The organism is Pantoea eucalypti (assembly GCF_009646115.1).
Taxonomy (GTDB): Bacteria; Pseudomonadota; Gammaproteobacteria; order Enterobacterales; family Enterobacteriaceae; genus Pantoea; species Pantoea eucalypti.
In genome coordinates this window covers 2,404,414-2,428,900 of the sequence record NZ_CP045720.1, presented here as the reverse complement: position 1 = coordinate 2,428,900, position 24,487 = coordinate 2,404,414, and the positions used below count along the sequence as shown (strand labels likewise).

The following is a 24,487-nucleotide window of genomic DNA, read 5'->3' as shown; positions in this document are numbered from 1 at the left end:
ATCACGACACCAGAATAACCGGCTCAGGGTTTATGAAGATAAACGCTGGACCTATGACGGCTTCGGTAATGTGACGCGCAAACAGAGTGGCCTCCACACAGATCAGCTCTTTATCTGGAACGCTGAACATCATCTGACCGAATCAGTGAGCACCCGCAACGGGACTGAGCAGCGAACCACCTACGGCTATGATGCGTTTGGACGTCGAAGCTGGAAACGCGATGCGTTTGGCATCACGCGCTTTATCTGGGAAGGCAATCGCCTGCTGAGTGAGGTGAGAGGCTCGCGCCAGCACCTCTGGATGTACGAGGATGACAGCTTTGCGCCGCTGGCGCAGATCAGTCTGCAGCAGGGCGGGACGGAGCATGAAGCGCAGGTTAACTGGTATCACAATGATGTGTCTGGTCTGCTATGCGAGCTGACTGGTGCTGATGGCAGTGTGGTCTGGTGTGCCGTCTATCGTGCCAGGGGCAATACGCTGCGCACAGAGCAGGCAGCCGGAGAGAATGCAGAGCCGGTTTATCAGCCGCTGCGCTATCAGGGTCAGTATTTCGGTGCGGAAACGGGTTTACTCTATAACCGCTTTCGCGATTATGATCCGGATGCGGGCAGGTTTGTGAGCCAGGATCCAATAGGTCTTGCCGGTGGGGTTAACCTTTGAGTTGGGTGGATCCGCTGGGGCTGAGTAAATGTTCTTTAGTTAAAGCTAAAAGCAGAAGTGATGCTTTGAAACGGGCTAAGGAACACGCTCAGGTGCCTAGGGGGAGACGCAATATTAGTATTGATGAACTTAACCCTACGAGCCGGGGTAGAACTTGGGCGAAAATGAAATCTGACGGAGAAAAATCACTGGGAAGAGAAAATCGGTATGGCAAAAATAAATGGTTTGAGCATCCAGACGGACATCCTGATGCTGGGCAGTCTGGTGTGCCCAAACATCATGAGTCAGGTCATATACATTCAGTAAATCCTAAGTGTGAAGAGGTAATATTTACATGGTAGCTAACGAAAGATTAATCAAAATTCCCGTTCCTAATTTTAACGAAATTATTGAAATCAAAAAAGACTCAGAAGCTTTTTGTTTATGCTACCAATTTAATGTTGATGACTACGGGTATGGTCCATATGGTTTTGATACGGATAAAGCTAAAGATTTACTCAAGGTTCTATTTTCTGAAATATATTACTATGACAATCAGGTTAGAGGGTTGGTAAAAAAAACGGTACTCGACTCTGAAGGTCTGTACTTTTTTAAACGTTGGGAGAAGTTAAAGTCTGACTTGGATAGTTATAAGTTGGCGATTAAGAAAAATGAAATTTTAGCTAGGAAAGGTGTTGCTGTAGAGGTCTTGAATGAAAAGCCTGAGTTGTATGACGTTTATGAGAATGGTAAGTTATCATCCCGGGTGCTAAATGATTTAAGCCGCCTGGGGTGCGAATTTTTCATTGTCAATAACTACATGCCACAAGGCGGTAAATGCCTTATCTTCACAGATTCATCATGCTTGAATAAGGTTAAGTCACTCGCTAAAGATCTTGAAATAAAATTCGACTCATTTCCTTCTATAGATTCGTTGAAAGCATGGTAATTTATTATGAATGATGATTGCAATGTTGACAGGCGATATTAATGTAAAAATTGCATTAAAACCCCTCCACAACCTGTTTTTTGGTGAAAGGGATAGTACAGAAAAATCTGGAAGCAATGGTGGTGCAGATGGTGCTATCATCAACGGTTGCGCAACGGTTTTAGTTGGCGGTTAAATAAAGATATGGTTGATTCTAACATGAAATTTATAGCATTTTTATTTTTCTGGATTGTAACGGTTTATTATGTCTGGAACGGAAAGGATTTTTATAATAAAAAAGAATGGGCAGGATTTGGTAAGAAGTTTGTAGGTGTGCTGGTTGGTATTGTAGTACTTGCCTTTGCGCTCAAAGGATTAGTGTTAGCTATTCCCGGGTTTAGTAATGATTTTGCTGGAGATTTAATGGAAGAAATAGGCATTTCTTTTATATTTATTCTTGGCATAAAGTTTATGATTATCATGATTTGCACTTTATTTATTGGGGTTGTGGGTTTTCAAAAAAAATATAATGCTGATAATTATGCCCGAATTTCACCTACTGCCAGTAAGTTAGTGCCTGGCATGCTCATCTTTGCAAAATGCGTGGTTTCTCTTGGCTCTATAGTGATTTATTACGGCATCTGGCTAGCGAATTAAATTAAGAAGGGAAACAGGCTATGAATTTTGAAACGGACTATACTTTCCCCTTACGCCGGGTTTCTCTAAAGAAGAAATCGAACAACGCTTCTGGAAATGCCTTTATACATCGGCCAGAGAAGAAATGCTCATTACTGGGTTGTGCTTCCTTAAAGCCTCAAACCTGCGGAACTGGAGCCGGTTGCGTTCCCTGGTGTCGGTTTAACCAATATCGGTCGCTACTTAACCACGGATGACTCACCTTATCTGGAAGTTTGGGCCGCGTATGAACGCTGCCAGTGGGAGATGAATGCGTCTGACTGGCTGTTTAAAAAACTCGCCATGATGGGCGAAAAAATTCTGCACCGCCGTCTTGTCGGTAAGGCCTCAGAAAACGGTATTTTTGCAGATGTATTGACCCTAAAAACGCACGCTTCCGGTGACGAAGTGATCTCACGATACACTGTTCAAAAAGATTACAATCGGGAGATCGGCGGTGGGAACTACCTCTTATTAAAAGCGTCCTGTGCAGCACGCGACTATCCTTCGCTTGCCAATGAAATCTATTTTACAGTGGTTAACTGGAATCAGCTGCATCGCAGTAACTTGGCCATGGCGGAGTTGCTGACCTCGGTTAACCTGGATGGGGAAAACGCTTTTAAAATACCTGCTTCCTGGCATGCCAGCGTTATTGCTGAGAACAGGCTTATCGTCGATCACACTATAGATGGTGTGAATTACGGGGTCATTAATTTTTGCTTTTATTCCGGTACCGTATGCCATTCCGCAGAGGATGCTTTTGAAAAGTCGACGCAACGTTTCCGGGACCATGAGCATTCGGTCACGCTGGTGGCAAACGAGCTGGAACCCATTCCTAATGATATCAATGCTGCGCTGGGATCATTATCGACCTGTACAGGTGAACTCTACAGCGACGAAGAGAAAATGCGCGCCTTTTATCAGAGTTATATATTCAATTGTTCAGGCTTGTGGTGCTACGTTGAATTGGTAGGGCAGCACAGAAATGATAAAAGTTATCACTTCGAAGCGAACAAACGCTGCGTAGAAATTATTCTGGCGACCCTGAATATCAACGTGAAATAATAGTAATCTTGCCAGTTACACATCTTTAGCTGGCATTCCGCCTCGTAGCAATGAGTATTGAGGCATCTATTTTTAACTCGTCATATGATCCGCTGCAATAATAAAAGACGCTTGTCTGACCCTCTGGTATTGCCTGACCTCGGGCAATACCCGGGTTAATTCACCGATTACCATCTGTCCGGGAAATCATCATGTTCTCACGCATTACTGCACAGCTGCCGGCGGACGGCCTGCTGTTCCATACGCTCACGGGCACCGAGACGCTGTCCCGTCCCTTTATGCTCACCGCCGAACTGCTGGCCACCGACGCGCGCATCGACCGTCACGCCCTGCTGGGCAAGCCGGTGACCTTTACGCTGCCGACCGACGGCCTGATGAACGCGCTGGGCCCGCGCTACCTCAACGGCAAAATCACCCGGGTGGCGGTGCGCAGCCAGGAGCTGAGCGGCACCCGCTACGCGGTCTACCAGCTGACGGTTGAGCCGGACCTGTGGCCGATGCGGCGCGACCGCAACCTGCGCATATTCCAGAGCCAGACGGTGCCGCAGATTGTGCAGACGCTGCTGAAGGAGTACGCGGTCAGCGTGGAGACGCGCCTGGCGGGCAGCTACCGGGTGTGGGAGTACTGCGTGCAGTATCAGGAGAGCAGCCTGGACTTTATCAGCCGCCTGATGGAGCTGGAGGGGATTTACTACTTCTTCCGCCACGAGGCGGACAGGCATACGCTGGTGCTGTGCGACGCGCCGGACCAGCATCAGGCGTTTCCGGGCTATGAGACCATCGCCTATCACGTCACCCCGTCGGGCGGCGTGGTGACGGAGGAGGGCATCAGCCAGTGGTCGCTGGCGGAGAGCGTGACGCCGGGCATCTACAGCACCGACGACTACGACTTCCGCAAACCGAACGCGTGGATGCTGCAGGCGCGGCAGAACCCGGCGTCGCCGGTGCCGGGCTCGGTGGACGTCTACGACTGGCCGGGCCACTTTGTCGACCACAGCCACGGCGAGTCCTACGCGCGCATCCGTCAGGAGGTGGGGCAGGCCGAGCACCACAGCGTCAGCGGGTCGGGCACCGCCACCGGCATCGCGCCGGGCTTCACCTTCGCCATCATCAACGCACCGCACTTCAGCGACAACGGCGAATACCTGGTGACCTCGGCGACCTATGACTTCGCCGAGAACAGTTACGCCAGCGGCGACACCGGCGAGAGCCGGCACAACATCAGCTTCACGGTGCTGCCGTCGTCGGTGACGTACCGCACACCGCCGGAGACGCCGTGGCCGAAAACGCACGGTCCGCAGACCGCGAAGGTGGTGGGGCCGAAAGGCGAGTCCATCTGGACCGACCGCTACGGGCGGGTGAAGGTAAAATTTCACTGGGACCGTCTGGCGAAGGGCGACGACACCAGCTCCTGCTGGGTGCGCGTCTCCAGCGCCTGGGCGGGCCAGGGGTTCGGCGGGGTGCAGATCCCGCGTGTCAACGACGAGGTGGTGGTGGACTTCATCAACGGCGATCCGGACCGTCCGCTGATCATCGGCCGGGTGTACAACGAGGCGAGCATGCCGCCGTGGGCGCTGCCGGCGGCGGCGACGCAGATGGGTTTTCTGAGCCGGTCGAAGGATGGCACGGCGGACACGGCGAACGCGCTGAGGTTTGAGGATAAGGCGGGTGAGGAACACCTGTGGATCCAGGCGCAGAAAAACATGGATACCCATGTTAAAAATGACGCCAGCCATTCCGTCGCCAACAATCACAGCCATTATGCGGGCGGCAATGAGTTGTATCGGGTCGAAACCAATCGCGTCCACGGCGTAAAAGGGGGCGAAGAGCGGCTGACCGGTAAAGGCAAGCTTGATGCGGTAGTCGATACCTATGTTGTGGGTTCGGGCACTAAACTTCGCCTTGAATGCGGAGAGAGCGCTATCGAACTCAATGCGAATGGCCAGATTAATATTGTGGGTAAAGGCTTCAATATTTTCGTGCAGGGCGATGGTCACATCACCACCTCTGGCGGCAAACTGAACCTGAACACAGATGGTGCGAAGCCAGGCACTAGCGCACCGGGCTCCAGTCATAAACAGAACATCAGCCAGGCGGTGGAGAACCTGTTCCCGCCGAAGCAAAAAGGCCAGGCCGCGCCCGCTGCACCAAAGGCTGCGGCGGCACCGGCGAAAGGGGCGGCTGCACCGTTGGCCAATTCTGCTTCTGGCGATAAGAAGAGCAAATATGACTACTCGGTAGATGAAATGGTCAAAAAGCAAAAAGGACTTAAAGCCACGCCAGTGAAATGGGATAAAACCAAAAAAGGCTTTGTAAACGCAACCGAGGATGATATTAAAAAATATGTCGATCCTGCCAACCACATGGAAGGCAAAGACAAATATCAGTTTGTGGATCTTTCCTCCTCAGCCGGGATTAGCAAAGAGGATATGAGCACTTTCCTTAAAGATAAAGGCACGCTGTCCGGTCAGGAACAAACTTACCTGGATGCAGCTAAAAATATAATGTCAATGAGGCATACCTGGCCGCGCATTCCGCGCTGGAGACGGGAAATGGCACCAGTGAGTTAGCTAAAGGTGTCATGGTTAATGGAACCAAAGTTTACAATATGTACGGTATCGGCGCGCTTGATGGCAATGCGGTAAAAACCGGTGCTAACTATGCCTATAAGCAGGGCTGGACAACGCCGGAAAAGGCGATTGACGGCGGCGCTAAATGGATATCTGATAAGTTTGTTGGCTCTGGTCAGAATACTTTGTATAAAATGCGCTGGAATCCGGCCTCGCCGGGTACACATCAGTATGCGACAGATGTTAACTGGGCTACTGCTCAGACAACCAGCATGAAGAAAATGTTCGACAGTTTTCCGAATGCGAATCTTTCTTATGACATACCTGAGTTTAAATAAGGGACTGATAAAAATGATTTTTTCTATGAGAAAGGCAGTGTTGTCGTTTGCGCTGCTGTTCCCTGCCGTTCAGGTAAATCTGGCTACTGCGGCGACAAGCCTCACAGTCCCTGCAGCCTTAACAGCCGCTGACTTTAGCGTGAAAATCAATAATCATCCTTTTACATTAGGTGATAAATGGAGCGATGAAACTCAGAAGCAGGTGGGCGCGCAGATTAGTGAAAACTTTGTTGGCGATGTGCCTGCCGGTGACATCAGCTATAAGTACTACCAGCACAAATATGATGGTTTTGAAATCTACACTGCAAACCTGTTCTGGCAAAAAGAGCAGCGTGATATCGACAGCTATCTTATTGCACAGATCACCATCAACACGCCTGCGATCAAAACAGCAAGAGGCGTAGGACCTGGCGATAGCCAGGATGTGCTGGTTAGTAAATATGGTCAGGGCACAGTGGATGACAGTGATAATCAACACTGGTTATATTATGACGCTGATCACAAACGCATGTCATTTCAGTTAGAGCATAAAAAAGTCAGTCATATTATGATGACGATTAATACGGATGATTGAAAGGGGTTCTGCGTGATATGTTGCGCGGAATTGAATTATGTTATATCTCTGATGTGATCATTATTGTTAAAAATGACAGAGTAGTTATGGTTAAATTTTTACCTTTAATAGTTTTTTCATTGCCTCTGACCGTGCTTGCCAATAACGCATGCCCGATGTTGAGTGATTCTGCCAACGCAAAAGGCGTGCGTTTCGACAATACAGATAATGTCTACAAGGTTGGCGGGTCAGGACGGCTGCAGTTTTATTCTGCGCCTGATAGCCGTTGTGCAGAAAAAGATGTTTTTGTGGTGCCTGGCAATGAATTATATGCTTACGTCGAATATGGAAAGTATTACAGCGTAATGTATGTGGCCAATGACGGAAACCAGGTTAATGGCTGGGTCGAGAAATTCAGATTAGTTGAAACACATACTGGTATCGCACCCAATTATGATGAAAATAAATAGTTAATTCCTCTGCTGTTAATAACATCCCGTTTTTACTTTCCCCATATGGAAATCTATTATGAATTACCAATTCAATGAGGGCGCCTTTGCGCTTTTTCCTGCTGTCTGGCAGGACACCACCATGAATATTCTCCGCGACGAAGCCAGTGGGCTGGCATGGGTTGTAAGCCGTGGTGTTATTTCTGAGGGCAGTGATGCGGAAAAAGAATTCCAGCGTCAGTGGGACACGTTGCGGAGTCAGATGGGTCACATCCAGCAGAGTGAGTTTGTACGCGTGATGGCGGGTGTAGATAACACCTTACACGCAATTGAAGTTGAAACTATGTTTGACCGTAATGGGCAGGCCGTGTGGCAGAAACAGCTGGCTACGCAGGTGCCGGACTCGAACACCTTAATGATTTTTACGCTCTCCGCGATGCGTCCATTCAATGAAGAAGACGGACAGCGCTGGAGTGCTTTTAAACAAAGCCTGACTCTGAACACGCCACGGAAAGCATAACTTATGGATAATCCTGCGGCCCGCGTGGGCGATGAGATCATTCACTCCAGCATTTTTGCTGATATCACCAGCATTGTGGCAGAAGGTGCGGCGTATGCCGTCATTGGTGCCGCAGTGGGTGCTGCTATCGTCTCGGCAGCGCCACTGCTGGGTACAGGGGCGGCAGCGGCGAGTGTCGCTGCCGTGGGTAACAGTTGCCTGCTCAGCGGTATTCTTGGCGGTATACTGGCCAATGCCGTGGGTCTGTCACAGGAGATCAGCAAAGCGGCCGATGGGCTGGGAAACATGATATTCCCGCCGTCACCCGCCGGAGTGATATCCAGCGGTTCAGACAACGTCTACGTAAATGGTCTTTTAGCCGTGCGTGCGGCCGGGATGCTCACGCCCGGTGAGACACCGCCACCGGAACCGCAATCGCCGAAGAGCTTTGCCGACTACGGCGGCATGCTGCTCTCTGCGGTGGGCCAGTTTGGCAGTGCAATGTGGCAACCTACGGTCGCCTCCGCCGATGCGGGTACCTCTCCGCTGGAGCAGGACAAAGTGGCCTGTGAAAAACACAGTGGACCGCAATATCTGGCGCAGGGATCGAAAAGTGTCTTTATCAATGGCCAGCCTGCGGTGCGCGCAAAGGATAAAACCACCTGTGATGCCACCGTGAGTGACGACGTCTCCCCCAATGTCATCATTGGTGGTGAAACGGTCACGGTCAGAGAGATCAAAAGCGGCAAGGTGCCGGGCCTGGCTGTGATGATGATCGGCCTTTCTCTGATCCGTGGTCGCCCCAGTCAGATCCTCAAAAACATGCCCTGCGCGCCGGCCTGTTCGGTCAGGGCTGGGCCACGGTGTTTGACAGTTACCTGACGCTGGAAGGGAATCGGGCGACCTGGTTTGATGACAACGGGCGCGAGCTGAGCTTTGACGTTCCTGGTGAAAAAGAGGTGCTCTACAGCATCAGCGAAGGGTTGATGGTGCGGCGCAATGATTCTGGCGATATCGCCATTGCCGATGACGACGGTGCGGTCTGGCGTCTGTACCGGCGCACGGCTGCTGACCCGCAGGTGCTGCGTCTGGCTTCACTGAGTGATGAGTACGGCAACGCCCTGGAGATGGGGTGGGATGAACAGGCTCGTCTGGTGCGTATTCATGACGCGCCGCTGGCGATTGACGTTACGCTGCACTACGACGACAAACAGCACGCGCGGCGCCCGACATCAGCCAGCCATTTTGATGGCAATCAGCACTGGTCCCTGACGCGCTGGACATACACTGAACAGGGCCAGCTTGCCAGCGTCACTGATGCCGCTGGCGTTGTGTCGCGGCGCTTCCGTTACAACGACGACGGGTTAATGGTCTGGCATCAGCTGCCCGGCGGGCTGGAAAGCGAATATCGCTGGCAGAAGCTGGATCACTGGCGCGTGGTTGAGAACCGCACCAATACCGGTGATGGCTGCCACATGCATTACGACCTTGAGGCGGGCATCACGCGGGTTTCAACCTATGACTGTCAGCAGCGCGAACATCACTGGAATGCTGCGGGCCTCATCACCTGTTTTATCGACGAGCGGGGCGAGAAGTGGCGTTATGAGTGGGATGAAAACGAACTCCTGACGCGCCGCATCGATCCGCTGGGCAACGCGGTGAGTTTCACCTATGACGATCTGGGCAACCGCATTGAAGAGAAAGATGCTGACGGCGGTGTGCAGGCTGTGCAATGGCTGTCCCACCGTTCGCTGCCGACAGTGGTTGCCGGAGCAGACGGTTCCACCACGAAGTACTATTACGATCCCCATCATGGCCTTGAGCGCGTTGTTGATGCGCTCGGGCAAAGCACGCTCTATAAACGGGATGAATTCGGACTGGTTGTCGAGGAGATCGACGCAGCGGGTAACAGCTACCGCCGGGAGTTTAACGATGCCGGCCAGGTTATCCGTGAAACCGACTGTTCAGGATTGACCACGCGCTACCGTTATCATCCCCTGGGATGGCTCAGCTCTGTCATCGCGCCGGATGGTGAAGAAACCCGTTATCACTATGACGCAGCAGGCCGTCCTCTTCAGCTGGAACGCGCAGAAGGATGGGAAGAGCGGTTGCACTGGAGTGAAAGTGGACTGCCGCTGGCCTATGAATCGGCTGATGGCAAGCGCAGTGAATTCCGTTACGACAACGTCGGGCGACTGATCGCCAGCCGCAATGCAGAGGGTGAGACGGTTCAGCGAAGCTGGGACAGCCGTGGCCGATTGACGGCGCTGCAAAACGAGAACGGCGAGCAGTATCAGTTCGAGTGGGGCGCGGATTCTCTGTTGCTGGCTCAGGTCGGGCTGGATGGCGTTGCCACGCGATATGATTATGACGCAGCGGGCCGCACGGTATCACGTACCTTTGCCGCCGGGCACCCTCAGTCCATCACCCATCGCTACCACTGGAGCCGTGCGGGACAACTGCTGGCGCGGACCACGCCGGAAGGCCAGACGCGCTATCACTACAGTGGCGGCGGTCAGCTGGGTAAAGTGTCGCAGCATCTGCCGCTGTCTGACGCGGAGTGGAGCCAGCAGGCCGAGCAGGAGATCACATTTAAATATGATGCGCTGGGCCGCATCGTTGCTGAACAGGGAGAGCAGGGCAAACTGGCGTGGGAGTATGACGCGCTGGGTAACTGCACAGCCTTAACACTGCCGGATGGTCGCAATCTCAGGCAGCTTTATTATGGCAGCGGTCATTTACTGAGCATCGCGTTAGACAACCTGCCGGTCACCGAGTTTACTCGTGACACGCTGCATCGGGAACTGAGCCGGACACAGGGCGGCCTGACCATGCGCAGTGAATATGATCGGTCAGGCAGACTGCGCCGCCGTGACGTGTTCAGGGGAGACGCGCAGCGTCCTGCGCCGCGCGTCTGGTCCCGTCGCCGCGACTTCGATTACGGCAACAACCTGATCCGTGAAGAGCGTGACGATAATCCGTTCAGCCAGACGTTATGGAACTACGATAACGCCGGCCGGCTGTTGTCCCAGGACGGCGCACAGCCGGGCAATGAACAGTGGCGCTGGGATGGCGCAGGCAACCCGCTGGATCGCCATAGTGCCGCGCACGTGATGCATAACCGTGTCACAGAACTGAACGGTATCCGCTGGCAATATGACATTCATGGCCGTACCACTGAGAAGGATGATGGTCAGACCCGCTGGCGATATCGCTACGATGGTGAGCATCGCCTGACGGACGTCATCAGCGAGCCACGGGACCGTAATAAGCCGCGCACTAAGGTGAGTTTTCGCTACGATCCGCTGGGACGCCGCATCAGTAAAACCAGCCAGCCGCTGTTACAGGGAAGACCGTCTGGCAACGCCGTCACGACGCGCTTTGTGTGGGAAGGTTACCGCCTGCTGCAGGAGATCCACGACGGCATTCCGCTGACCTACGTTTACAGCGACAGCCAGAGCTATGAACCGCTGGCCCGTATTGATGGTGTTGAAAGCCCGGAGATTTACTGGTTCCATAATGCGGCCAACGGGATGCCGGAGCTGCTGACCGACAGGGAAGGGCAAAAAGCGTGGGAAGGGATCAACAGCCCGTGGGGCAAGCTGCTGCGCGAGTCCAGCCAGCGGATGCCGGGCTACGATCAGAACCTGCGTATGCAGGGCCAGTACCTGGACCGGGAAACCGGACTGCACTACAATCTGTTTCGTTATTATGACCCGGACAGCGGACGGTTCACCCAGCAGGATCCGATAGGGCTGGCGGGCGGGATCAACCTTTACCAGTATGCGCCGAATGCGTTAGGGTGGGTGGATCCTTGGGGGTTAAGTAGGTGTAGTGTTAAACCAACCAAGCGGTTACCTGAGGCTGAACAAGGACAATATAATTATAGAGGGATACATAAAGGTCATCCTGAATGGGATAATGCTTTGAATGGAAAAGTTGTACCGGGTAATGTGTCTTCTAAAATATCTCCGGAAGAGCATAACTTTGGTGGTGTGTCTGGAAATAGTCCATACACTTCCTGGACTGATGATCCTGCTGTAGCGCGAGGATTTGCCGGAGCAGACGGTGTTGTGCTCAGAGTGAAAACGGGCGCGCCTAAACCAAGTGATGCTTGGTCGTGGGAATATTCTTTTGATGAATGGATGGAACGTGAGATATTAATGAAAGGAGTTCGGTTTGGCGATGTGGAGGTGTTTTTACCATGATTGACTTAAAAGTGTCTAAGCTAATTGATAAGCATTTCCCTGAGGTTTATAAGCATTTATTGAACGAGAACGGTAATAATAAAATTGCTGCTTTTGAATGCAGTAGAGAAAATGAATTGCGTTTGATGAAAGTTCATTATGAGAATGCTAAACGTTCAGGGCTAAATGCGATAGGTTTAGAAAACTTAATTATTGGGTTGAAGGAAAATCATGATGATGTAGTTTTCCTTGTTAACATAAAAAATCGGAGGTATTTTTTCAAATTGTACTTTAACAATAAGTTACAAGACCTATTAGGGTATGTGGTTTTAGAATTAAGAAAAAAAACAGAAGAGGAGTTACGTTGGGGGCGTGAAGTTTTGGGTATTAATAATAAGCATCCTGATATTTGAAATTATTAAATACTGTTTATAATAAGCGATCTTTTCGGGGTTTATCATATCCAATGACTTATATTCATAATATTTTTTCAAGAAAGTAAAAGTCTGAGTAACAAAATCCGCAACATACCTGCAATGTGTCAATGGTATCTACCAGGTTTATGATCTCGTCGAAAACGGTGGTCAAAACGTAGCGTGGCTGGACTCTCAGGATTGGTACGTTGCCACTTCAACGTCTCTTGACCTTATTTCACTTGCCAGTGTGGGCGGTGCATTAAAAGAAGCTCTCGCAACATGGCGAGCGATGAAATCGGTCTCTTCTTTAAAAGCTACGGAGTGGCTCAGGAACTATCCAAGGCAGGACAGGGCGCGGCTTACTGAATTAATCATCAAGGCACAAAACCCGGGTATAACTAATAAAGAGCTCAAAGCCGCCATCCGTGCAGGACTTTATCCAAAACGTTTCCCTGTAGAGCCGGTGCAAAAAGAACTTGTTAAGCAACTCGCACAGGTCGTCACCAGTGCAGCGGCTGTGGCTGGCAGTGCTGTCAGTGGTATCATTGCTGCTCCAGGTAACGTCCCGCGCACCGGACGCTACATCGTGGGAACAATCCAGTCACTGGCGGTAATTTAATGCAATTTTTATCATGGCTTATTGGACGTAATATCACTGAACTCCTGCAACAGGGGCGCGAAATAGATCAGGCAATCGCACGGCAGGATGATTCCATACTTGCCCGATCTACTTCAGAGCTTGAGCGCTATTTTAAGCAGCCTTCTGAGGCGCTGCCCCGGCAAAATGGCTTCCCCGTTGCAATTGTGCTGATGCTGTTACTGGTTGCATTTGCATTTAATCTGCTGACATTTCTGCACGCTTTACCTCCTCTGAGTCCACAGATACACGCGTTGAGTTTTTTTGTTCCCTCAATTGTTGTTATTGGCGCGATACTCACGTCCAGTTACCTGCTTGCGCGAGGCCATACAGCGGGTGTGGCGGGACTGGCTTATGTCTGTGCAATATTGCTTATATCGACTGTTTTACTCCTGAGCTACAGCGTTGTTACTGCTAGCCACTCGGGCCTGTGGCTGATTCTGGCACTCGCTGCTTTAGTGGGTGCTCGCTGGGTACTGAATGGGCAGGGTTTCGTCCTGTTTGCCATTTACTGCCGGACACAACGCCTTGCCAGCGTCGCCCGGCAGCGTCGCATGAAATAACCCATACGGGTCTGTAGTGCTGTTATCGCGGAATATCCATTCCGCGACTCTCGTCATACCATCCACTTTTCTCTCAAACCTTAGGCCTGAAACTAAAAGCCAGATGTAAGTTACTCCCTGGTGAGTATTGATGATGAGAATAGCTCTGCGATATTCAGGTTTCCCTGGCTTGATTTCGATTTAGGTAACAACCTCAACCCTGAAGAGTGCGACGATATCTTTTCAGCAGACATCATGTAACTACGATAATGCAGGTTGTTTGTTGCCTTATAATGACGTGCAGCCAGGTTTTGAGCAGTTGCGACGGGACAATGCAGGCAACCCATTGGATTGCCCCATACGGGTTCAGACATCATGCATAACCGCCGTGAACTATATCCGCTGGAAAAATGATATCCATGGTTATCACACCCGGGAAGGATGACGGTCAGACCCACTGGCACTTCCGTTACGAGGGTGAGCATCGCCTGACGGACGTCATCAGCGAGCCACGGGACCGTAATAAGCCGCGCACTAAGGTGAGTTTTCGATACGATCCGCTTGGGCGTCGTATCAGTAAAACCAGCCAGCAACTATTACAGGGAAGACCGTCTGGCAACGCCGTCACGACGCGCTTCGTGTGGGAAGGCTACCGCCTGCTGCAGGAAATTCACGACGGCACTTTGCTGACCTATGTATACAGCGACAGCCAGAGCTATGAACCGCTGGCCCGTATTGATGGCGTGGAAAGCCTGGAGATTTACTGGTTCCATAATGCGGCCAACGGAATGCCGGAGCTGCTGACTAACAGTAAAAGGACAAAAAGCCTGGGAAGGCATCAACAGCCCGTGGGGCAAGCTGCTGCGCTAGTCCAGCCAGCGGATGCCGGGCTACGATCAGAACCTGCGTATGCAGGGCCAGTACCTGGACCGGGACTAATTTGCTTAAGCAAATTTGAACATCGCTTCAGCGATGGCCCCTGGGGGGTGAGGCACCGCAGGTGCCGAATTAACCGGACTGCACTACAATCTGTTTCGTTATTATGACCCGGACAGCGGACGGTTCACCCAGCAGGACCCGATAGGGCTGGCGGGCGGGATTAACCTTTACCAGTATGCGCCGAATGCGCTGGGGTGGGTGGATCCTTGGGGGTTGATGAAGTGTAAAGACCCTGCGAAAGAAGCAACTAAGTGGCAGGGGCCACATAACGATAACTATCCATTCATAGATGTTTATGAGAATACAGTTATAAAAAAAGGGACGATACTTTATGCGCTTCATCCGAATGGAGATCAGTTACCTGCTTATACTGTGAGTCATCCTACTGTCAGACAATATAAAGGTAATCCACTTGGCTATCATGAGGCTTTGCAGGTTAAATTGGACCCAAAATATCCAATGCGTTCAAAGGTAAGAGCATATTTTGTTACAGAAGATATATATGTAGCCAGAGGACGTGCTGAAGCTAATCCTCAACATGGTAAGGGAGGGGGGCTGCAGTTCTATATTCCGGAAGAAGCCCGACTTAAACTGAAACCTGGGAAAGTAATTGACATATGAAAAAAATGAATTTAGACGAGTCAAATGGAGCTTTACTTATTGATGGAAATGAAATAGATCTTTCCTCTTACAGTGCCTTTACTAATTCTTCATTTTTTAAATGTGCTGATGATTTGACACCTTTTGGGAAATATTATTTTTTTTCAAAAGATGTCCTTTGGCATAATGAACCATTTTTTGTGGAGTTCAGACCATCCGTTTTTTCAATTAAGGGTAGTGTTTTTCTTACCAGCAAAACTGGTGAATTTTTTAAGAATATGAATGATTGGGAAAAAAGAGCAAACTTAAATATTTTAAAGGGAGAAGAGAGTAGATTGTTTGCATGGGTGCTAAATAGATACCCTAGTAATTATAAAGGTACAATAGAAAACCCTCCTTATGGTCATGTTTGGAGTTTTACATGGGGAGAAATAACAGTGCAGTCAGATACAAACGCATTTGAATGCGGGATATACATTAAATGGAGCTTAATTTAAATCTTCATGTCTTGCTTATATTTCAATGTAAAATATTTGTGTAAAATCATCATGATGATGCACTAATATTTGAAGGTTAAACGTGACTCAGAATGGAGTTGTAGCCGCTGGCAATAAGGTTTTCATTACTGCTCCATCTGAAAATATTAATGGTTTTAACCGCTGGTTTTATTGCTACAGATCAGCTCTGTTGTCGCATAAGTAAAACAACCTAAATTTGATTTAGAAAATACCTTCGGGCAGCTACATAATCCCGTGCTTTATGCTAGATGGTTCTCACCTGCTGTAGGAAATCTCCGACGGCTTTCCGCTGACCTACGTTTACAGCGACAGCCAGAGCTATGAGCCGCTGGCGCAAATGGATGGAGTGGAAAGCCCGGAGATTTACTGATTCCATAATGCGGCCAACTGGATGCCGGAGCTGCTGACTGACCGTGAAGGTCAAAAAGCCTGGGAAGGCATCAACAGCCCGTGGGGCAAACTGCTGCGCGAGTCCAGCCAGCGGATGCCAGTTGTTCAGCAGAACCTGCGTATGCAGGGCCAGTACCTGGACTAATTTGCTTAAGCAAATTTGAACATCGCTTCAGCGATGGCCCCTGGGGGGTGAGGCACCGCAGGTGCCGAATTAACCGGACTGCACTACAATCTGTTTCGTTATTATGACCCGGACAGCGGACGGTTCACCCAGCAGGACCCGATAGGGCTGGCGGGCGGGATTAACCTTTACCAGTATGCGCCGAATGCGCTGGGATGGGTGGATCCTTGGGGTTTGAGTAGGTGTAGTCTTAAAGGAAAGTATAAAGAAATTGATAAGGCAGAATTACCTGATTGGATAAGGGATTCTTTCAAAGATGGAGAATATAAAACAGTTTTAACAACTGAGGATGTGACCTTGTATCGCGTTTTTGGTGGTAATGCGAAAATAGATGGCTCATTTGTTGGTACATCTCCGGCGCTGAATAAAATTCAGGCGAAAATAGATGCTGCACTTTTACCGGAATGGAAAAATACCAGACAATTCGAGGCAACTTTAAAAATCCCGAAAGGAACGATTCTTCAGATTGGGAAAGTTGAGAAGCAGATTATGAAATCTGGTGCAGTTCTTGAGGGTGGGGTGGACCAGATACTGCTTCCGCACGGATATCCTGTCAGTTGGATAACTGATGTTAGATTTTTATAATTGAGAAATTAACTATGAACAAGCAACAACTATTGGTTGAAATAGATAAGACATCTTCTTACATAGAAGGAGTTATGAATGGCGAAAATAAAGGGAGGTTAATAGTATTTATTGATGAGTTGAAGTTGCTTAAAGTTAAAGTTATGAATAACAGTATTATGAATAATCCTTTAAGAGGTTTTCCGCGTCGCTATGCTGAGATGTATAACGATTACCTCCATGCAATAACGGATGTAATGAGCAAAATTGAAAAGTCTGTCGATGCATATTTGGATAGCAACTAATTCTTGCTTTAGTATTAATGGCTTTGCCTTAATGAAAAGAGGTGGGCGAATCCTGTGGTTGCGCTTATACCTTTTTATATTGTTGTATACTTAGTAAAATAAGAGAGTGCTTTAACTAAGTTTTATTGGCTTTGTTTCTTTTTACTGACTAGAATGTGATAGTTGTCACTTTATTCTAATTAGATTGGAAATTGTTATTCTTAAATTAAATATAATTATAAATAATCTTACATCCATTGTTTACTACAGTATGATCAGCATCCATGATATGGTGCTGTAAATATCCAACAGATGTATGCTGGTTATAGGGCAATAGAGTTCGATAAAATCGATATTTTACCGGAGAGAGAATGATAGATTTTTTTCCTACAGTGAGGTTTTAGATTTTCTTGAAACATTTTTCCAAAAAAGGATTAAAAATGAAGAGTATCGTGAGGAGATGAACGCTATCATTGATGGTAGTCGTAAAAATAAAACAGTTTCAATACGGGCTATAGATGTTTGTTTTATGAATTATCGTAAGGTTATAGGTGATTTTAGTCTTCCTACAGATGAGGAGATGGAAATCTGGAAGCAGTTATTTAATTTTTGGCAGTGATGCTTGAATTAATTCAAGTGAATGTCGAGTTGTGCTTCGCTTTACAGTGGGTATTTAATTGCCATGTTTAGATGATGATTATTTTTAAAATATTTTCTTTATATGGAATGCAAGTCCTCTATTAGGGCTTTTGAGTCAAAGTTGAGTAATGGAATGGCTGTTTTTTTGTGCAATCAAAAAAGGTAAGCTTGTTATTATATCACCTGCATAATGATATGAAGTTTTGGTGCGGTAACAATGGTTTTTCCATTTCGCATTTCAATATCTAAAAAACTCTCTTTTTACCCTGTTGAGCCTATAAGGAGATAAAATGAACCTGCCAGGAATGAATCCCGAAAATAACTTACCGGGTTATGACATCGCGAGACTAACCGGTTATGGGGCACCTGATTTTGATTTCAAAGCGCTGGGTGCAGCAATGGATTGTACCCGGGAGTTTTATCAGGCTGGCATCATCTATGCAGATGGCGCACAGCGTTATCTTGTCCGGCCTGGTCAGCGTCATCCTAATGGCCAAAGTGGTATCGTCACACATCTTATTGTGACCAAAACGCCTAAGCAAGCCACAGCGTCTGATACGGGCAAGTCACTGAGTGAAGCAGTCAGCGCGACCTCAATGGGCACGGAGATTGCCTCGACCGTTCTTTCCTGTGGTGCCATGATTATCACCGCTGGCGTGGCGGTTATCGGTGCTTCAGCAACGCCGATAACGGCTGGCAGTAGCGGCGTGCTTGTCGCCATTGGTTATGCCGGTGCTGCGGCAACAGGTGTGCAGTGTATTAATGGTATCTACCGGGTTTATGATCTCGTCGAAAACGGTGGTGAAAACGTCGCGTGGCTGGACTCTCAGGAGTGGTACGTTGCCACTTCAACGTCTCTTGACCTTATTTCACTTGCCAGTGTGGGCGGTGCATTAAAAGAAGCCCTGGCAACATGGCGAGCGATGAAATCGGTCTCTTCTTTAAAAGCTACGGAGTGGCTCAGGAACTATCCAAGGCAGGACAGGGCGCGGCTTACTGAATTAATCATCAAGGCACAAAACCCGGGTATAACTAATAAAGAGCTCAAAGCCGCCATCCGTGCAGGACTCTATCCAAAACGTTTCCCTGTAGAGCCGGTGCAAAAAGAACTTGTTCAGCAACTCGCACAGGTCGTCACCAGTGCAGCGGCTGTGGCTGGCAGTGCTGTCAGTGGTATCATTGCTGCTCCAGGTAACGTCCCGCGCACCGGACGCTACATCGTGGGAACAATCCAGTCACTGGCGGTAATTTAATGCAATTTTTATCATGGCTTATTGGACGTAATATCACTGAACTCCTGCAACAGGGGCGCGAAATAGATCAGGCAATCGCACGGCAGGATGATTCCATACTTGCCCGATCTACTTCAGAGCTTGAGCGCTATTTTAAACAGCCTTCGGAGGCGCTGCCCCGGCAAAATGGCTTCCCCGTTGCAATAGTGCTGATGCTGCTGCTGGTTGCATTTGCATTTAATCTGCTGACATTTCTGCACGCGTTACCTCCTCTGAGCCCACAGATACATGCGTTGAGTTTTTTTGTTCCCTCAATTGTTGTTATTGGCGCGATACTCACGGCCAGTTACCTGCTTGCGCGGGGCCATACAACTGGTGTGGCGGGACTGGCTTACGTCTGTGCAATGTTGCTTATATCGACTGTTTTACTCCTGAGCTACAGCGTTGTTACTGCTAGCCACTCGGGCCTGTGGCTGATTCTGGCACTCGCTGCTTTAGTGGGTGCTCGCTGGGTACTGAATGGGCAGGGTTTCGTCCTGTTTGCCATTTACTGCCGGACACAACGCCTTGCCAGCGTCGCCCGGCAGCGTCGCATGAAATAACCCATACGGGTCTGTAGTGCTGTTATCGCGGAATATCCATTCCGCGACTCTCGTCATACCATCCACTTTTCTCTCAAACCTTAGGCCTGAAACTAAAAGCCAGATGTAAGTTACTCCCTGGTGAGTATTGATGATGAGAATAGCTCTGCGATATTCAGGTTTCCCTGGCTTGATTTCGATTTAGGTAACAACCTCAACCCTGAAGAGTGCGACGATATCTTTTCAGCAGACATCATGTAACTACGATAATGCAGGTTGTTTGTTGCCTTATAATGACGTGCAGCCAGGTTTTGAGCAGTTGCGACGGGACAATGCAGGCAACCCATTGGATTGCCCCATACGGGTTCAGACATCATGCATAACCGCCGTGAACTATATCCGCTGGAAAAATGATATCCATGGTTATCACACCCGGGAAGGATGACGGTCAGACCCACTGGCGTTATCGCTACGATAGTGAGCATCGCCTGACGGAAGTGATCAGCGAGCCGCGGGACCGTAAAAAGCCGCGCACAAAGGTGAGTTTCCGTTACGATCCGTTGGGATGTCGCATCAGTAAAACCAGCCAGCAACTGTTACAGGGGAGACCGTCTGGCAATGCCGTAACGATGTGCTTTGTCTGCAAAGGTTACCGCCTGCTGCAGGAAATCCACGACGGTATTCCGCTGACCTATGTACACAACGACAGCCAGAGCTATGGGCCGCTGGTCCGTATTGATGGTGTTGAAAGCCCGGAGATTTACTGGTTCCATAATGCGGCCAACGGAATGCCGTAGCCGCTGACTGACGGTGAAGTGCAAAAAGCTTGGGAAGGCATTAACAGCCCGTGGGGCAAGCTGCTGTGCGAGTCCAGTCAGCAGCTTGCCTGTCGTTCAGCAGAACCTGCGTATGCGGGGCCAGTACCTGGACCGGTACAAATATGCCTGAGCAAATTTGAACATCGCTTCAGCGATGGCCCCAGGGGCCAAATCAACCGGACGGTACGACAATCTGTTTCGTTATTAAGACCCGGACAGCGGACGGTTCACCCAGCAGGATCCGATAGGGCTGTCGGGCGGGATCAACCTCTACCAGTATGCGCCGGATGCGTTAGGGTGGGTGGATCCGTGGGGGGTGATGAAGTGTAAAAACCCTGCGAAAGAAGTAACGAAGTCAAAAGAACAAAAAATCCCGATTATCCAGAAATTGATGTTTACAAGAACAGGAAGCTTTAAAAGGTACAATTCTCTATGCTATTTATCCTATCGCAGACCAAAAACCTGCATATGTAGTGACATTCCCTACTGTTAGACAATACAGAAATAATCCGTTAGGTTATCACTTGGCTTTGATAGTTAAATTAGGTCCACGCTGGCCAATTCGTACAAAATTAAGAGCATTTTATGTAAGCGAGGATATTAATGTTGCCTATGGCAGAGCAGTAGTAAATAAAATTTATGGTGATGGTGGGGGGCTTCAGTTCTTTGTACCAGAGAAATTTAGGTATTTCATAATCCCAGGGAAGATTATTGCTATATGAAAAAGTTAAAATTTGAACCAACTACAGGTACATTAGTCATAGATGAAAAATATTTGGAAATTATAAGTGAAGAGCTTTTTTGTAAAAGCGAGCTTTACAACAGCTTACAAAGTTCAGGTTCTATAAAAAGCCTGATGCCTCATCATTATCTTATCGACTCAATAATTTTCAATAATAAAGAGTTTGAACTTCATATAAGGCCAGTAATTTTTAATTTACCGTTCATGGTTCAACTTGTGGATAAAGGAAATGAATATTATCATTCTTTAAATGATTGGGATAGGCGAGCTGACATTGAAATGTTAAATGAATCAGTAAGAGACTTATCTAAATGGCTTGGCTCATCTCTTGAACTAGGGAGTCCTGATTTTATTAAAGCTGAAGTCGTTAGATGGGGTTTTCCCTGGGGGAACGTGTCAGTTTCATATGAGACAAGGTCATTTAACCATGGTATATATATAACCAGGGATGCAGGGTTATAAAACAAAATTATAATAACAAATAGTTAGGTTGGGTAAGTTAAAGAAAGATGCATATTAAAAAATGCAATATTTTTCTTATAAAAAATCAACTTGTTTACATGTTTACTTTAAAATGCAATCTAAAATGATTCAGTGATTATTAGATAAAATAAAGTAGATTTTAAAAATCAGACTCTGCACTTTTATCAGGATGGAAAAACTACACCATTCTAGGCAGTTTTTAAACTCTGGAAGAACAAATCTTCAGAACGAGCTGTTTGAGAAAAAAATAATGCGATCTGGTGCTGTTCTTGAGAGGGTAGCACGCTAAAAAAAATCTATTCGACTTATGAAATAATGAAACTATTGCCGGTTGATAATGAGTCAGCTATTCTTTGGTTTGTACAGCCGGGTTAAGCAACTCAACATGAGACCTTTTTAATATTGATAAATTAGCTGAAAACAGCTTTTTGAGGGGTTTATGAAAATAGTTAATTATCAGAGTGAAATTAGATTAATTCATGATGGTTTTGAAGATGCTTTGTTGAAGAATGATAAGGAAGTAAAATGTCCTTGCTGTGATAGTATTGTTTATTTTGGGTTGTACAACTCAGAAAGTTTAGATGTGTTTGACGAAAGAAAAAGAACACATATAGTCGGCGGCATTAAAGGACTGAAATTTATTGAAGGCGAAATTAAAGAATATAGATATAAAAATAGCCCACTGAGAGTGCTGAAAACAAAATGCTCAAATGGGCTGCATAACATAGTAGTTGTTTTTACTTACAAGGAAACACAACCTGCCCGATATGCGTCTTATCTTGTAGGTTTGTTTGATGATGAAAGTCTTAATAAATAATATTATGACATTTAGGTGTAGTTAGAATGTTATGGCCTCTTTAAATAATATCAAATATAACGAGAAAAAAGAACCGAGACAAGTTATTAATAAATATGAAAATGGTAAAAGTCAGGTGATATATAAGAGGGGATATAATATTTCTATTCAATAAATCGGTAATGATATATGTTTTTTAACGACTATTGTAATGATGCAGGTAATGATTTTAAGAATTAACATATGTTGACTATTTCAAAGGTACATAACTTATTACTTTAATATTGACGCGCTGAGGTTCGATGATAAGGCGGGTGTCTCTGCTGCGGCTAAGTCGTCCGCTGCACCTGAAGCAAGAAGCCCTGCTCGCAAAGCGCGTCCGTTGCCCGTGAATAAATAAGCTTTCTTTGATAAAGTTTATCCCGCAGAGCTAAGGTTAGTGAAAAAAACAGGCGTCCCGGCCGAAGTTACTATGGCTCAGTTAATCCTTGAGTCAAGCTGGGGGATTTGGTTCCTGTTGTTAAGAAAAGGAATACTGGCAGTAACAATACCTTTGGAATCAAAGTTGTTTGGTTCTGAAACTGTTACTCATGAAATTATCAAGGGTAAAAAAGTAAAGATCGTTTACAGTTTTGCCAATTATAGGTCGGTTGAAGAGAGCATTGAGCAACATGGTCAATTTTTGATGGACAACAAGCGTTGCAGCAGTCTTTTTAAATCTTAAGCTCCTATACAATGGGCGAAGGGGCTTCAAAAGAAAGGCTATGCAACAGATCCAGATTATGCTAAAAAACTTATCGGAATTATGAAAGGTAGAGGTCTTATATGATAAGATTTTAACGGCGTTGATGATTGTTTTTCCCCTGTCAGTTTTAGCTAATGATTTTTGCGAAAAGTTAGATAAGTCAGGTATTACTAATGGGGTTCAGCTTGATAATACCGATAATTTATATAAAGTTGGAGGGAAAGGGCATTTGCTGTTTTATTCAGCGCCTGATGAAAAATGTTTGTTGAAAGGAATTTTTGTTATACCCAATGATCATCTTTATGCTTACGTTGAACTGAATGGATTTTACCGCGTCATGTACCTCTCAAACAACGATGATCAAATTATGGGGTGGGTTAAAAAAAACAGACTGATTGAAACGCACAAGGGCTTAGCTCCTGACTACAATAATCCTGGCTGATTAGTTTTAAACCTGAACGAGGATAGCTAGAAACTGGGCGCGGGCTTACAGGGATCTTGTTATAAACAGACTATCAGTAAAGCCATAGAATTCCTGTTCGCGTCTGAGAATCATTCAAATGGCCTGACCAGACGATATACTAATGAAGCTGCAGAATTGTTAAAGGTTTCAGATGAATACAATGAATTTATTTATTAGGTTATTTTTTTTGGTTTTTGTTACAGGTTGCTCAATAGGTGTTGCAACAGCATCGGATACCCAGACGCTTTATTCTCAGTATAATAATCTGAATAGTGTTTCAAATGTTTTTAATAACCAGAAAGTCGTTTCCAGTTTGAAGTCTGTGCTAGGTAGTGAGTACATTAACTTCAGCCAGAATTTTGATGTTTTTGGCGAGCCTCACAAAACAGAGAGTGGTGGTATATTCGTTGAGGGCTGGTTAAAGGATCTTTATTTAGTGCAGGCTTCAGCATTTGTTATACAGCCTGACGGTAAAGTCTATGCTGCATGGATGTTGCCTGAAGATAATAATATACATTATGTAAGCAATGATCGTGCAAGTAGTAAAATGCAGGAAGATATTGCGAGTTGGGTAAAGCGTTTTGATAAAGAACAATCAGTTACTCGCGCAAAAAACAAAAAAGAAATGCAAAGTAATAGTGAGGGATTTTTCGAGACGGCAAAATTCAAAATAAGAATAACGTCACTCTGCGCTGTGGGTTCGAAGTGTAATGACGTTAGTTATGAGGGTGTAAGAAAATCGGATGGGGCACTTGTCAGATTAAAAGGCAAAGCCATGAAAAGTGATTGTGGTCAAGCATTCTGCCCGGTACTGAGTTATAAATTCCGTAATAATGATGCAACATACATTATCAACAATGTAATGAGTAATCTTACGGTTGTCGTTAATAATAAAATCGTGCTGTCTGAAGGCGGGAAGTGGATGGATATTTCCGAGTAGTTAAATTTTTGCGTGATGGTGTTTCATGTATGCGCACTATTGCACGGGATTATTCACAGCACATGTAAAT

General features: G+C 47.2%; 21 protein-coding genes and 6 pseudogenes. All 27 read left to right on the top strand.

The features are described 5' to 3' along the window. Positions 1-10 precede the first annotated feature (10 nt). Positions 11-717: pseudogene (locus EE896_RS11275) on the top strand (RHS repeat-associated core domain-containing protein); the annotation flags it as partial. Positions 718-995: 278 nt separating this feature from the next. After that, positions 996-1,589, top strand: coding sequence for a hypothetical protein (locus tag EE896_RS11270; RefSeq protein WP_140916594.1), 594 nt, complete (start codon positions 996-998; stop codon positions 1,587-1,589). 10 nt (positions 1,590-1,599) lie between these two features. After that, positions 1,600-1,764, top strand: a complete 165-nt coding sequence (locus EE896_RS11265) for a hypothetical protein (protein WP_153574566.1) — start codon at positions 1,600-1,602, stop codon at positions 1,762-1,764. Positions 1,765-1,787: 23 nt separating this feature from the next. Next, positions 1,788-2,225, top strand: a complete 438-nt coding sequence (locus EE896_RS11260; protein ID WP_223296470.1) for a hypothetical protein — start codon at positions 1,788-1,790, stop codon at positions 2,223-2,225. Positions 2,226-2,510: 285 nt separating this feature from the next. Then, positions 2,511-3,308, top strand: a complete 798-nt coding sequence (locus EE896_RS11255; protein ID WP_238343222.1) for a hypothetical protein — start codon at positions 2,511-2,513, stop codon at positions 3,306-3,308. Between the two features lie 191 nt (positions 3,309-3,499). Beyond that, complete coding sequence (locus EE896_RS22505) at positions 3,500-5,878, top strand: type VI secretion system Vgr family protein (RefSeq protein ID WP_238343221.1); 2,379 nt, start codon at positions 3,500-3,502, stop codon at positions 5,876-5,878. After that, on the top strand, positions 5,830-6,216 hold the full coding sequence (locus EE896_RS22500; protein WP_197739809.1) for an N-acetylglucosaminidase: 387 nt from the start codon (positions 5,830-5,832) through the stop codon (positions 6,214-6,216). The genes EE896_RS22505 and EE896_RS22500 overlap by 49 nt, the downstream gene beginning before the upstream one ends. A 13-nt stretch (positions 6,217-6,229) precedes the next feature. Further along, the gene (locus EE896_RS11245; RefSeq protein WP_140915789.1) at positions 6,230-6,790 is read left to right on the top strand and encodes a hypothetical protein; all 561 of its coding nucleotides are present in this window, start codon (positions 6,230-6,232) and stop codon (positions 6,788-6,790) included. A 17-nt stretch (positions 6,791-6,807) separates the two neighbouring features. Then, positions 6,808-7,239 carry a hypothetical protein gene (locus EE896_RS11240; RefSeq protein ID WP_223296452.1) on the top strand — a complete coding sequence of 144 codons (432 nt, stop codon included), beginning with the start codon at positions 6,808-6,810 and terminating at the stop codon, positions 7,237-7,239. Positions 7,240-7,297: 58 nt separating this feature from the next. After that, a complete protein-coding gene (locus EE896_RS11235; protein WP_140915788.1) occupies positions 7,298-7,738 on the top strand; it encodes a DcrB-related protein in 441 nt (146 codons plus the stop codon). 3 nt (positions 7,739-7,741) lie between these two features. Next, positions 7,742-11,925, top strand: a pseudogene (locus EE896_RS11230) (RHS repeat-associated core domain-containing protein). Further along, the gene (locus tag EE896_RS11225) at positions 11,922-12,317 is read left to right on the top strand and encodes a hypothetical protein (protein WP_140915787.1); all 396 of its coding nucleotides are present in this window, start codon (positions 11,922-11,924) and stop codon (positions 12,315-12,317) included. The pseudogene EE896_RS11230 and the gene EE896_RS11225 overlap by 4 nt, the downstream one beginning before the upstream one ends. 292 nt (positions 12,318-12,609) lie before the next feature. Further along, complete coding sequence (locus EE896_RS22635) at positions 12,610-12,939, top strand: hypothetical protein (RefSeq protein WP_238343220.1); 330 nt, start codon at positions 12,610-12,612, stop codon at positions 12,937-12,939. Next, positions 12,939-13,520: an immunity protein Sip4 gene (locus tag EE896_RS11215; RefSeq protein WP_039660426.1), complete on the top strand. Its 582-nt coding sequence runs from the start codon at positions 12,939-12,941 to the stop codon at positions 13,518-13,520. Before EE896_RS22635 ends, EE896_RS11215 begins: the two co-directional genes overlap by 1 nt. A gap of 171 nt (positions 13,521-13,691) precedes the next feature. Next, positions 13,692-15,059: pseudogene (locus EE896_RS11210) on the top strand (RHS repeat domain-containing protein); the annotation flags it as partial. Continuing rightward, entirely contained in the window at positions 15,056-15,535 is a 480-nt protein-coding gene (locus tag EE896_RS11205; RefSeq protein ID WP_071591708.1) for a hypothetical protein, read from the top strand. The pseudogene EE896_RS11210 and the gene EE896_RS11205, both read left to right, overlap by 4 nt. 232 nt (positions 15,536-15,767) lie before the next feature. Further along, positions 15,768-16,715, top strand: a pseudogene (locus EE896_RS22780) (RHS repeat domain-containing protein); the annotation flags it as partial. A 14-nt stretch (positions 16,716-16,729) separates the two neighbouring features. Beyond that, a complete protein-coding gene (locus EE896_RS11195) occupies positions 16,730-16,999 on the top strand; it encodes a hypothetical protein (RefSeq protein WP_008926138.1) in 270 nt (89 codons plus the stop codon). Between the two features lie 439 nt (positions 17,000-17,438). Continuing rightward, entirely contained in the window at positions 17,439-17,597 is a 159-nt protein-coding gene (locus EE896_RS22615) for a hypothetical protein (protein WP_238343218.1), read from the top strand. A gap of 310 nt (positions 17,598-17,907) precedes the next feature. Next, positions 17,908-18,870, top strand: a complete 963-nt coding sequence (locus EE896_RS11185; protein ID WP_153574565.1) for an Ssp4 family T6SS effector — start codon at positions 17,908-17,910, stop codon at positions 18,868-18,870. Further along, positions 18,870-19,451: an immunity protein Sip4 gene (locus EE896_RS11180; RefSeq protein ID WP_153574564.1), complete on the top strand. Its 582-nt coding sequence runs from the start codon at positions 18,870-18,872 to the stop codon at positions 19,449-19,451. Before EE896_RS11185 ends, EE896_RS11180 begins: the two co-directional genes overlap by 1 nt. 171 nt (positions 19,452-19,622) lie before the next feature. Further along, positions 19,623-20,741 (top strand): annotated as a pseudogene (locus EE896_RS11175) (RHS repeat domain-containing protein); the annotation flags it as partial. A 225-nt stretch (positions 20,742-20,966) separates the two neighbouring features. Continuing rightward, positions 20,967-21,452 (top strand): hypothetical protein, encoded by a 486-nt coding sequence (locus EE896_RS11170; protein ID WP_153574563.1) that lies wholly within the window; start codon positions 20,967-20,969, stop codon positions 21,450-21,452. Positions 21,453-21,912: 460 nt separating this feature from the next. After that, positions 21,913-22,290 (top strand): hypothetical protein, encoded by a 378-nt coding sequence (locus tag EE896_RS11165; RefSeq protein ID WP_033762193.1) that lies wholly within the window; start codon positions 21,913-21,915, stop codon positions 22,288-22,290. 451 nt (positions 22,291-22,741) lie between these two features. Beyond that, positions 22,742-23,098: pseudogene (locus EE896_RS11160) on the top strand (glucosaminidase domain-containing protein). 19 nt (positions 23,099-23,117) lie between these two features. Further along, positions 23,118-23,456, top strand: coding sequence for a hypothetical protein (locus tag EE896_RS11155; RefSeq protein ID WP_140915488.1), 339 nt, complete (start codon positions 23,118-23,120; stop codon positions 23,454-23,456). A gap of 172 nt (positions 23,457-23,628) precedes the next feature. After that, positions 23,629-24,417 carry a hypothetical protein gene (locus EE896_RS11150; protein WP_140915487.1) on the top strand — a complete coding sequence of 263 codons (789 nt, stop codon included), beginning with the start codon at positions 23,629-23,631 and terminating at the stop codon, positions 24,415-24,417. The last annotated feature ends 70 nt before the right edge of the window (positions 24,418-24,487 follow it).